Origin of the sequence: Conyzicola sp., from assembly GCF_046714715.1 — a bacterium.
Lineage (GTDB): Bacteria > Actinomycetota > Actinomycetes > Actinomycetales > Microbacteriaceae > Conyzicola.
The window spans coordinates 24,010-34,583 of sequence record NZ_JBKKAD010000047.1 but is presented as its reverse complement, the minus strand read 5'-3'; the positions used below and the strand labels follow the sequence as shown (position 1 = coordinate 34,583).

Genomic DNA, 10,574 nt, shown 5'->3' with positions numbered 1-10,574 from the left:
CACAGCAGCTACTCCGTCGAGCGCGGCGTGCTCTCCAACGACGCCCAGGTGCTGACGATGGGCCAGCGCGTCATCGGCATCGAGCTCGCCCGCCGCCTCGTGCGCGAATGGCTGACCTACCGTTTCGACGAGACCAGCGCGTCGGCCGACAAGGTGCGCGTTCTCGACGAGTACGAGACCACCGGCACCTGCTGATGACCGCCCCCGTCACCGTCGGCGTGAGCCTGAAGATGTACTTCGGGCATCGCCAGGCCCTCGACTGGTGCGCGAGCGTCGCCGAACTCGCGGCGGCGCACCCCGCCGTCGTTTCGGGCGCCGTCGAACTGTTCGTCATCCCCGGCTACCTCGCGGTGCCCGCGGCGGTCGAGATACTCGACGGCCACCGGGTCGTCGTCGGGGCGCAAGACCTCGCCACGGCAGACTCGGGCGCCTTCACCGGCGAGGTGAGCGGCGTCGAGCTCGCCGAGATCGGCGTCGGCGTCGTCGAGGTCGGGCACGCCGAGCGCCGCCGACTGTTCGGCGAGACCGACGACATCGTGGCCCTCAAGACCGCCGCCGCCCTGCGCAACGGCATCGCGCCCGTACTGTGCATCGGGGAGAGCGTCAGGCAAGAACCCGCGGATGCCGCATCCGAATGCCTGCGGCAGTTGCGTTCGGCGCTCGCCGGTGCGCCCGACGGGCGTGTGATCGTCGCCTACGAGCCCGTCTGGGCTATCGGCGCGGCCGAACCGGCGCCCGCCGAGCACATCCGTGCCGTCTGCGCCATCCTGCGCGCGGCCGTCGCCGAGCTCCCGGGCCACGACCGCAGTGCCGTGATCTACGGGGGAAGCGCCGGCCCCGGCCTGCTCACCGAGCTCGGCGACGACGTCGACGGCCTGTTCCTCGGCCGCTTCGCCCACGACACCGACGCGCTCGCCCTGGTGCTCGACGAGGCCGCCGTGGTCGCCGCCCGCCGCGCGGCGGAGGTCGCACCGTGATCGGCCTCGGCACCTACGCGTTCTTCTGGCAGCACTCCAGCCTCGCGCAGCATCCACTGACTCTCGCCGACATGCTGCAGCTCACCCACGACGAGGGCGTCGCACTCTTCCAGATCTGCGACTACGAGGCGATCCTCGGCTACTCGGCGACCGAGCTGCGCGACCTGCGCGCGCTCGCCGACGATCTCGGTATCACGCTCGAGCTCGGCACGCGCGGTGTGCAGACCGATCACCTCGAGCGCTATCTCGGTCTGGCCGAGACGCTCGGCGCGACGGTGGTGCGCAGCATGATCAACACCGCCGAGCACCGCCCGTCGATCGCCGAGGCCGAGTCGCTGCTGCGCGCGGCGCTGCCGGCCTACGCGGACGCCGGCGTCACCGTCGCCCTCGAGACCTACGAGCAGGTGCGGTCGAGCGACCTCGTGTCGCTCGTCGAGGCCGTCGGCAGCCCGAACCTCGGCATCTGTCTCGACCCCGCCAACTCGGTCGCGGCCCTCGAGAACCCGATCGACGTCATCGACCGGTGTGCGCCCTACGTGGTGAACATCCACGCGAAAGACTTCGCGTTCACCCGTCGCGGCGGCTGGGTGGGCTTCACCCTCGAGGGCGTGCCCCTCGGAACCGGCCTGCTCGACTATGACCACCTGCTCGAGGCCGTGCGGCCCGACGAGCGGGGCATCAACCAGATCGTCGAGCACTGGCTTCCGCTCGGCGACACCATCGAGGCGACCATCGCCCTCGAGAACACCTGGAACACGTCCAACCTGCACTATCTACAGAGCAGAAATGCCTAAGGAGCAATCAATGTCGAACCCCATTTCCATCGCGGTCATCGGTGCGGGCGGAAAAATGGGCACGCGCGTGTCCAACAACCTCGCCAAGACCGATCACACGGTGTACTACAGCGAGAACTCGCCCGGCGGTCAGGCCCGCATGGCCGAGATCGGCCGAACCGTCACCCCCAGCGAGGAGGCCGTGCTCGTCGCCGACGTCGTCATCCTGGCCGTGCCCGACCTGGCCCTCGGCCCGGTGTCGAGCGCGCTCGTTCCGCTGCTGCGTCCCGGAACCGTCGTGCTCACGCTCGACCCCGCCGCCGCCTACGCCGGCCTGCTCACCACGCGCGACGACGTCGTCTTCGCCGTCGCGCACCCCTGCCACCCGTCGGTGTTCCTCGAGCGTCACACGCCCGAGGAGTACGCCGACACCTTCGGCGGCATCGCGGCGCCCCAGGACGTCGTCGCCGCGATCGAGAGCGACGACGAGTCGAAGCGCGAGATCACCGAGGCGACCATCCGCGCCATGTACGCGCCCGTCATCGACGTGCACTGGGTCACCGTCAAGCAGCTCGCGCAGCTCGAGCCGACCCTCGTAGAGACCATCGCCTGCATGATCGGCGCGCTGCTCAAGGAGTCGCTCGACGAGGCCATCAACACCATGGGCGTTCCCGAGCCCGCCGCGCGGGCCATCCTGCTCGGCCACACGCAGGTCGCGCTCGCCAACTCGCTCAAGGGCGACAACCCGTTCTCCGACGCGTGCCTCATCGCCATGGACTACGGCCGCTCGAACATCATCAAGGACGACTGGAAGAAGGTCTTCCGCGACGACGAGCTCGACAAGAACCTCGCCGCGATGCTGCACCTCGACGCCATCAAACGCTAGCCCGCAGACGACGAAGCCCCGCTCGCCCTCTCGGGCGGCGGGGCTTCTCGCGTCGTCAGCGGCGAAAGATGCGCTTCAGCCGCGCGGTGAATCTGGCCGTCCACTCGTCGGTGAACTCGTTCGACAGCTTCAGCGTCTCCTCGCCCAGATTCGCACCGCCGGCCACCGCTCTCAGAAGCTCCTCCGCGCGCTGCTGGCGCGCATCAGCGGTCTCTTCTGAGGTGGGCATACCGCCACGCTAGCAGCGCGACGGTATGCCCGAAGCGCTACTTGCCAGGAACGACCGCGATCTCGATCGGTGCACCCGGAAGCTCGGCCGAGGCGACGACCGCGCCGGTCGCGAGGTCGACCGCGTGCACGGAATCCGCGGCCGGGTCGGTCACGTAGAGGGTGTTCTCGAGGATCGAGAGGGCCGGATGCGCGTCCTGCCACTCGACCGGACCCTCCCACGCGTCGATGACGGAGACCAGTTCGGTGAACTCGCCCGTCGTCACGTCGAGCTCGTAGACTGCGCCGTCGGAGCCGAGCACATAGGCCTCGTCTTCGGGGCCGCGCACCACGTCGCGCCAGGTGTAGCCGACGCCCTCGGGCATGTCGACGACCTGCATCGTCTTCGCCACGGTGTTGGTGAGCACGAGCTGGCTGAGCAGCACGCCCTCGGCATCGGGGTCGGCGTTGTAGTCGCCGACCGTGATCGACGAGGTCTCGCTCGTGTACTGGTTGCCGGTGCGGCCGTACGCGTCGGGCGCCGTGATCTTGGTGAAGGCACCGTCGTCGTAGACGAGCACACCGTCGCTGCAGCCGAAGACCGCGATCTCGTTCATCGCCGCCCCCTCGCCGTGCACGGAGGGGCAGTCTTCGCTGCGCAGGACCTCGGTGCGCGAGGAGTCGAGCGCGCGAACGCCCGAACGGCCCTCCGACGTTCCGAGGGTCGACAGGAAGGTGCCGTCTTCGAGCTCGATCGCGACGCCGTGGTGGGCCGCCTCCGAGGCGACGGTCTCGGTCTCGGGCAGCTCGGTAGTGGAGTCGAGCAGCGCCGCGGTGTCGAAGATCGTGGAGTCGCCGGTTCCGTCGGCGAACAGGATGGTCTTGTCGCCGTGCTTCACGACATGGCCCGCCGTGGTCGCCGGGAACACGAGGTCGGTGAGCTCGGGTTCGCCGGCCGCGCGCAGCACCTGGAAGCCCTCGGTGGTGGTGACGAACACGTTCTGGCCGTCGCCCGCCGCGTTGAGACGGTTGAATCCCTCGACAGGGATGTCGGCGGCGAGTTCGAGTGACTCGGAGTCGAGAACGACGATGCCGCCGTCGTAGGTGAGGGCGACGCGGCCCGATCCCGACCCGGCGGTGGTCTCGTCGGTGCTCTCCGCGGCGGGAGTGGTCGTGGCGCACGCCGTGAGCGCGAGCGCCGAGGCGGCGACGAGGGCGACGAGCGATGCCCGTCGGTGCAACTGGTTTTTCATTGTTTCCCTATTTGTTGTGGCCGTCCCCGTTAGGGGGAGAGGCCGGTGGCGATGCGCTCCGTGTTCGTGCGCATCATGGTCAGGTAGGTGTCGGCGCCTTCGCCCCGGTCGCTCAGCGATTCGGTGAACAGCTCGACGACGGCCACGTCGATGCCGGCCTCGTCGGCGAGCACCTGCACGAGCCGGTCGGGTTGCGACGACTCGGCGAAGATGGTGGCGACCCCGGCGTCTTCGATCGCGCCGACGAGGTCGCGCAGGTCGGAGGCGCTCGGTGCCGCGAGCGTCGAGCCCCCGGGGATGACGGCCCCGACCACGGTGAATCCGAAGCGGTCGGCGAGGTAGCCGAAGACGTGGTGGTTGGTCACGAGGTTGCGTTGCGCCGCGGGGATCGCCTCGAACGCGGCCGTCATCTCGCCGTCGAGGGTGCGCAGCTCGGCGATGTAGCCGTCGGCATTCGAGCGGATGACCCGGGGCTCGACCCCCTCGACGTGCTGCTCCACGGCATCGGCCACGGCGTCGGTGACGTCGACCACGCGCGCCGGGTCGGTCCAGAAGTGTGGGTCGACCGTGCCCTCCGAGTCGCCCGGCCCGTACTCGAGCGCGTCGATCACGTCGCCCGCGGAGAGCGTCGCGACTCCCTCGGCCTCGGCGGCGTCGAGGTGTTTCTGCAGCCCCTCTTCGAGCCCGAGGCCGTTCGAGACGAGCAGGTCGGCGCCCAGGATGCGCGCACCGTCTTTCGCCGAGATCTCGAACGAGTGCGGGTCGGCGTTGGGCTTCATCAGCACCATCACCTCGGCCTGGTCGCCGACGACGGTGGAGACCACGTCGCCGAGGATGTTGGTCGTCACCACCACGAGCGGGCGGTCGTCGGCGGGCGCGCCGCAGCCGGCGAGGGAGGCGAGGGCGACCGCGACGGCGGCGATGGCGATGGTCTTTCTCATGACAGGCGTCCCGTCTCGGCGAAGAACATGGGCGAGTCCGGGGTCTCGAAGGTGCGCGCGACCCGGGCGCCGTCGGCGTAGTCGATCTCGTAGACGACTCCCTCTGCGGGCGCGTTGACGTAGGCACGGTTCGCGTCGACGGTGAGTTCGACGCCGGCGAGCAGCGCGGGGGCGGCGACGGTCGCGGCGAGCAGCGGCCCGGTGGCGGCGCGCGTCGAACCCGTGGCGCCGTCCAGGGTGAGGATGCGGCCGTCGCTCGCCAGCGCCACCACGTTGCCGTCGGTGTCGTCGGCGGCCGCCACGAGCAGCAGCGGCGATTCGGCCGGAAGCAGGGCCCAGGTGCGTTCCCGGGTGTCGAGCAGCCAGAAGCCGGAGGCGCCGGCGAGGGCCGCCACCGTCGGGCGTCCGGGTCGACCGCGGAACTCGGTGGCGCGCTCGGCTTCCGCGACCGCCGCCGGGTAGGGCACGGCTTCGAAACTCACCCTCTCGGCGGCCGTGGTCGCCAGGATCGCGCCGTCGTCGCATCCGATCACCACTCCCACCCGTGTCGCGATGGTGCCGCGGGGATCGGCGCAGGCGATCCCGATGTCCGGCTGGTCGAGCACGGTCACGGTGCCGCCGGCCGCGACGAGCGTCGCCGCTCCGAACGGCGCGACGAGGTCTGCCGACACCCGGTCGACCTCGACGATCTCGCCGTCGCCGAGCGCCGCGCTGTCGAGCAGCACGCTCTCGCCCGACGCCGCAAAGGTGACGGCGGTAACGGTTCCGCCGCCGGTCACGACGGCGTCGCCGTCGCCCTCGACCGCGCCGACCATGGAGGGGGAGGCGCGGTAGTAGTGCGAATGGTCTTCGTGGTCGACGGTCCAGACGCCGGAGTCCACGATCGTGACGCCGCCGGTGCCGGTCGCGAACACGAAGCGGCCGTCGGTCGAGACCGCGGTCACGCCGTCGATGGCGCCGACCGTTTTGACGGACTCGTCGATGAGGTCGAGCAGGGCGAGCTCGCCGGCCGCGTCGACGGTCGCGAGGGTGAGCTGGGGCTCGGTGAGTTCGGCGGCACCCTCGACATAGCCGTGTGGTCTCTCGGCCTCGGCAGGAGGAGTCGCGGACGGCGAGCAGGCGGTGAGCAGGAGGAGCGAGCCGGCGATGAGGGCGGCGGTGTTACGTCGTTGCAATGGAGACTTTCGTGAGCTGGCGGACGAGGGTGGAGAGGCCGGCGAGGGCGATGGAGACGGCCGCGATGGATGCACCGGCCGCGGTTTCGGCGTGCCAGGAGACGAGCAGCCCGGTGACGACCGCGACGCTGCCGAAGACGGCGGCGAGCAGCATCGTGGTGGGGATGCGCTTGGCCCAGTGACCGGCGGCGACGGCGGGCCCGAGCAGCAGCCCGACCACGAGCAGCGAACCTACGGCGCCGTAGGAAGCGACGACGGCGAGGGTCACAAGCCCCACGAGCACGGCGCCGGCCAGTCGCGGGCGGAGCCGCAGCGTGTGCGCGACCCGGGCGTCGAAGGCGAGCGCGACGAACGGCCGGTGGAAGACCACGGCGACGACCGCCGTTATGACCAGTGCGACGGCGAGCAGGGCGATGTCCGCCGAGCGGATGGCCAGGATGTCGCCAAAGAGGATGGCGGTGAGATCGACCGCGAAGCTTCGGGAGTGCGACACGATGATGACGCCGAGCGACAGCATGCCGACGAAGAGCAGGCCGATGCCGGTGTCGCTGGAGAGCCGGCCGCGGCGGTTGATCGCGCTGACCCCGAACGTCATCACGACGGCGCTCACGGCCGCGCCGGCGATCGCGGGCAGGCCGAGCAGGCTCGCCGCCGCGACGCCGGGCAGCATGCCGTGGGCCATCGCCTCCCCGAGAAACGCCATGCCCCGGATGACGACCCAGGTGCCCACGATCGCGCAGATGGCGGCCACGAGAACGCCGCCGCCGAGGGCGCGCAGCATGAAATCGGTGGCGAAGGGGGCCAGGAAGAGGGTCACGTCGACGACCCTACATGAGAACGATAATCATTTGAGTTATGGTAATGCGGTGATCGAACTCCAGAACATCTCCGTCGACCACGGCGGCGTCCGTGCCCTCGACTCCGTCTCCGCGTCGATCGGAGCGGGCGAGGTCACCGCGCTCGCCGGGCAGAACGGGTCGGGAAAGTCCACGCTGCTGGGGGTGATCGCGGGCACGCAGGCCCACCGGGGCGCCCTCGCGCGTCGGCCGGACGTACGGGTGGCGTTCGTCGTGCAGCGCAGTGCCGTGCCGCATTCGCTGCCGCTCACCGTGCGCGACGTGGTGTCGATGGGCCGGTGGGGTCGGCGCGCTCCCTGGCGGCCGCTCACGCGGGCAGACCGTGAGATCGTGCAGGAGAGCCTCGCGGCGCTCGGTCTGCAGTCGCTCGAACGACGTCCGCTGCACGAACTGTCGGGCGGGCAGCGCCAGAGGGCGCTCGTCGCCCAGGGGCTGGCGCAGCGTGCCGACATCCTGCTGCTCGACGAGCCGGCCGCCGCCCTCGACGACGAGGCACGCGTGCTGATCGGCCTCGCGATCGCCCGGGAGGCCGAACGCGGCGCCGCCGTCGTGCACGCGACGCACGACGCCGCGGCAATCGCTGCGGCCGACCGTGTCATCCGGCTACACGCGGGCCAGCTCGCCGCCCCGTAGGCCAGACGTCGGGACGCTACGCCGCGGGGGAGATGCGCAGGATGACGCGGTCTTTACGTCTCTTCGCGACGAGCGCCTCGACCACCATGAAGAGGCGGTACTCGACGGGGTACTTCTTGCGGATGATCGCCGTCGAGCGCTCGACCGTCTCCCGGTGCGCGGTGACCGCGGCGACGCCGGAAACGGGCGCCGTGTCATCCGCGACCTTTCCCATCCGGTCGCAGGGTCGCAGCTCGACGCGCGAGTTGTTGCGCAGGCGCTTGACCTTGCCGCTCTCGGTCGGGGTGGTCACGATGAGGTGGTCGCCGTCGCGCGCGATCCAGACGGGGGTCGACACCGCCACGCCCGATCTGCGGAACGTCGTGAGGGAGACGAACGCCTCGTCGGCGAGGGCGAGGAGGCGTCGGGTCTCGGTCATCCGCTCAATCTACCCATTTCGGATGGGGTCAAGTACTTGCCGTCGGCCGGGCGCGGGAGTTCACTGGGGGCAATTCGTTTTCGCCGCAGAGAAAGAAGCTCGCTCGTGGGCGCTAACTCGAAGCTGTTCTGGGTTCTGGCGGGGTACTTCGCTCTGCTGACGGTGGTCTACACCGTGTGGTCGGTGTTCTTCAACGCGCAACCGCTCGCGAGCACGGCGAGCGTCACGGGCGCCGGCATCGAATGGGTGGGAACCGTGGGCCTCGCGCTCTCGGCGATCGCGTCGACCCTCATTGCGTTCTACATCGGCCGCACCCGCAAGGCGCAGGGCGGCGAACTGCCCGAAGACCGCATCGACGCCGAAATCGACGACGGCCAGGCCGAGCAGGGTTTCTTCAGCCCGTGGAGCTGGTGGCCGGTCATGCTCGCCGGGTCGCTCGCGGTGGTGTTCCTGGGGCTGGCGGTCGGGCCGTGGCTGATCTTCTGCGGCGTGCCGTTCGTGCTGATCGCCCTCTCGGGCTGGGTCTACGAGTACTACCGCGGATTCTTCGCGCACTGACGGGCCTGGGCCGCGACCACCGAGGCCGCCGCACCCGCCGCCTAGTAGAACCGCTCGCCGCGCTCGAGCTTCGCCACGAAGTCGGCGATGCGCCGCGCCCGGGTCTCCTCGCGCTTGGCCGACTGCACCCGGTAATAGATCGCGTACCGGTTCTGGCTGTTGAGGGTCGCGTAGAAGGCGGCGGCCGCGGAATTCGCGTCGAGAGCCGCGATGAAATCCGGATGCGGCTGCGCCTTCGCCGGCCCGTCGTAGGCCCGGTCCCACCGTCCGTCCTTCCGCGCGCGCTCGACCTCGGCGAGACCGCGCGGCGCCATCCGGCCCTCGGCGATCATGGTCTCCGCCGTCTCGCGGTTGCGCGTCGACCACGGGCTCTGCGGCCGGCGCGGCGTGAAGCGCTGCACGTAGGTGGCGTCGTCGACGCGTTTGGCCTGCCCGTCGATCCAGCCGAACTCGAGCGCGGCGTCGAGCGCCTCGGCGTAGGTCACGGTCGTCTGCCCCGACCCCTTCTTGGCGAGCACGAGCCAGACCCCGTTCGACGTGTCCTGGTTCTGCAGCAGCCACTGCCGGAACGGCGCGTAGCCGTCGAACCGCAGGGTTTCGACGTCGGTCATGCGCACACTATAGAACCGGCCCGCCGGCCAGGCCACCCGTGCATGGCATGATCGGATGACACTTCCGGCACTCTTTCGATGGGGAACGACATGACTGAATCACTGCGCTGGGGCATCCTGGGCACCGGCTGGATCGCGGAACTGTTCGTGTCCGACATTCTCGCGAGCGGATTCACCGTCGCGGCCGTCGGTTCGCGCACGCAGCACTCGGCCGACGCCTTCGCCGAGCGGTTCGGCATCCCGACAGCCCACGCGAGCTACGAGGCGCTCGTCGCCGACCCCGGGGTGGACATCATCTACGTCGCGACCCCGCACCCGATGCACTTCGCGAACACCGAGCTCGCCGTGAACGCGGGCAAGCACGTGCTCGTCGAGAAGCCGTTCACGCTGAACGCCGGCGAGGCCGAGAAGCTCGTCGACCTCGCCGCGGAGAAGAACATCGTGGTGCTCGAGGCGATGTGGACCCGCTGGCTGCCGCACATGGTGCGCCTGCGCGAGATCATCGCGGCGGGCACCATCGGCGAGGTGCGCACCGTGCTCGCCGACCACAACCAGAAGCTGCCGAGCGACCCGAAGCACCGCATCAACAACCCCGAGCTGGGCGGCGGCGCGCTGCTCGACCTCGGCATCTACCCGGTGTCGTTCGCCTGGGACATCCTCGGCGAACCGACGACCGTGGCCGCAATCTCGAGCCCCACCGCCACCGGGGTCGACCGCCAGACCGCGATCCTGCTCGGCTACGAGGGCGGACAGCAGGCGGTACTGCACACCGCGCTCGATACACTCGGGCCCAACGCGGCATCCGTCATCGGCACCGAGGGCTGGATCGCGCTCGACGGCGTCTTCTACGCACCCACGACCTTCACCGTCTATGACAGCGAGGGCACGGTCGTCGACAGCTTCGACGGCTCCGTCTCGGAGCGGGGAATGCAGTTCCAAGCCTGGGAGGCCGAGCGTCTCGTCGCAGCCGGCGCGAGCGCGGGCGACGTGCTGCCGCCGAGCGAGACGGTGGGCATCATGCGCACCCTCGACGAGGTGCGTCGCCAGATCGGGCTCGTCTACCCGGGCGAGTAACCTCGTCGGGCCGAACCGCCTGAGAACGCTGTCAGGCCGGCGTCGTGCTGTCTGGACGGCGGGCGCCATGGGGGACCCGCTGCTGTATGGGCGCGAAGCTGCCGGCAAAGGCGCAGCCCTACGCCGATTCGACAGCGCCGCCCTCTGGGTTCCTCGAGTTGCCGTCGGCGTGCTGCCGTGGCACCCTGACGATGAACACGATCGGAAGGAT

At 70.1% G+C, this 10,574-nt stretch carries 14 protein-coding genes; 7 read left to right on the top strand and 7 right to left on the bottom strand.

The genetic code is table 11. The features are described from left to right. From ACLQ6X_RS03890 to ACLQ6X_RS03875, 4 genes are all read left to right on the top strand, one after another. Positions 1–195: RpiB/LacA/LacB family sugar-phosphate isomerase (locus tag ACLQ6X_RS03890; RefSeq protein WP_411698858.1), on the top strand; the 195-nt coding region annotated here is incomplete at its 5' end. Continuing rightward, positions 195–977 (top strand): triose-phosphate isomerase family protein, encoded by a 783-nt coding sequence (locus ACLQ6X_RS03885; RefSeq protein ID WP_411698857.1) that lies wholly within the window; start codon positions 195–197, stop codon positions 975–977. The genes ACLQ6X_RS03890 and ACLQ6X_RS03885, both read left to right, overlap by 1 nt. Then, positions 974–1,771 (top strand): sugar phosphate isomerase/epimerase family protein, encoded by a 798-nt coding sequence (locus ACLQ6X_RS03880; RefSeq protein WP_411698856.1) that lies wholly within the window; start codon positions 974–976, stop codon positions 1,769–1,771. Before ACLQ6X_RS03885 ends, ACLQ6X_RS03880 begins: the two co-directional genes overlap by 4 nt. Positions 1,772–1,781: 10 nt before the next feature. Beyond that, positions 1,782–2,636 carry a phosphogluconate dehydrogenase C-terminal domain-containing protein gene (locus ACLQ6X_RS03875; protein WP_411698855.1) on the top strand — a complete coding sequence of 285 codons (855 nt, stop codon included), beginning with the start codon at positions 1,782–1,784 and terminating at the stop codon, positions 2,634–2,636. 55 nt (positions 2,637–2,691) lie between these two features. On the opposite strand, the gene ACLQ6X_RS03870 is transcribed toward ACLQ6X_RS03875, so the two are convergent. The 5 genes from ACLQ6X_RS03870 to aztB are packed head-to-tail and all read right to left on the bottom strand — an operon-like array spanning position 2,692 to position 7,029. Continuing rightward, entirely contained in the window at positions 2,692–2,865 is a 174-nt protein-coding gene (locus ACLQ6X_RS03870) for a hypothetical protein (protein WP_411698854.1), read from the bottom strand. Positions 2,866–2,902: 37 nt separating this feature from the next. Further along, the gene (aztD, locus tag ACLQ6X_RS03865) at positions 2,903–4,096 is read right to left on the bottom strand and encodes a zinc metallochaperone AztD (RefSeq protein ID WP_411698853.1); all 1,194 of its coding nucleotides are present in this window, start codon (positions 4,094–4,096) and stop codon (positions 2,903–2,905) included. 29 nt (positions 4,097–4,125) lie between these two features. After that, positions 4,126–5,037: a zinc ABC transporter substrate-binding protein AztC gene (aztC, locus tag ACLQ6X_RS03860; protein WP_411698852.1), complete on the bottom strand. Its 912-nt coding sequence runs from the start codon at positions 5,035–5,037 to the stop codon at positions 4,126–4,128. Further along, a complete protein-coding gene (locus tag ACLQ6X_RS03855) occupies positions 5,034–6,212 on the bottom strand; it encodes a hypothetical protein (protein WP_411698851.1) in 1,179 nt (392 codons plus the stop codon). The genes aztC and ACLQ6X_RS03855 overlap by 4 nt, the downstream gene beginning before the upstream one ends. After that, a complete protein-coding gene (gene aztB / locus ACLQ6X_RS03850; RefSeq protein WP_411698850.1) occupies positions 6,199–7,029 on the bottom strand; it encodes a zinc ABC transporter permease AztB in 831 nt (276 codons plus the stop codon). The genes ACLQ6X_RS03855 and aztB overlap by 14 nt, the downstream gene beginning before the upstream one ends. Before the next feature lie 49 nt (positions 7,030–7,078). On the opposite strand from aztB, the gene aztA reads away from it, so the two are divergent. Further along, complete coding sequence (aztA, locus tag ACLQ6X_RS03845; RefSeq protein WP_411698849.1) at positions 7,079–7,702, top strand: zinc ABC transporter ATP-binding protein AztA; 624 nt, start codon at positions 7,079–7,081, stop codon at positions 7,700–7,702. Positions 7,703–7,718: 16 nt separating this feature from the next. On the opposite strand, the gene ACLQ6X_RS03840 is transcribed toward aztA, so the two are convergent. Continuing rightward, positions 7,719–8,120, bottom strand: a complete 402-nt coding sequence (locus tag ACLQ6X_RS03840; protein WP_411698848.1) for a PPOX class F420-dependent oxidoreductase — start codon at positions 8,118–8,120, stop codon at positions 7,719–7,721. A 105-nt stretch (positions 8,121–8,225) separates the two neighbouring features. On the opposite strand from ACLQ6X_RS03840, the gene ACLQ6X_RS03835 reads away from it, so the two are divergent. Continuing rightward, positions 8,226–8,678: a cytochrome c oxidase subunit 4 gene (locus ACLQ6X_RS03835; RefSeq protein ID WP_411698847.1), complete on the top strand. Its 453-nt coding sequence runs from the start codon at positions 8,226–8,228 to the stop codon at positions 8,676–8,678. 41 nt (positions 8,679–8,719) lie between these two features. On the opposite strand, the gene ACLQ6X_RS03830 is transcribed toward ACLQ6X_RS03835, so the two are convergent. Continuing rightward, on the bottom strand, positions 8,720–9,289 hold the full coding sequence (locus ACLQ6X_RS03830) for a YdeI/OmpD-associated family protein (RefSeq protein ID WP_411698846.1): 570 nt from the start codon (positions 9,287–9,289) through the stop codon (positions 8,720–8,722). A gap of 90 nt (positions 9,290–9,379) precedes the next feature. On the opposite strand from ACLQ6X_RS03830, the gene ACLQ6X_RS03825 reads away from it, so the two are divergent. Then, entirely contained in the window at positions 9,380–10,363 is a 984-nt protein-coding gene (locus tag ACLQ6X_RS03825) for a Gfo/Idh/MocA family protein (RefSeq protein ID WP_411698845.1), read from the top strand. Positions 10,364–10,574: the final 211 nt, after the last annotated feature.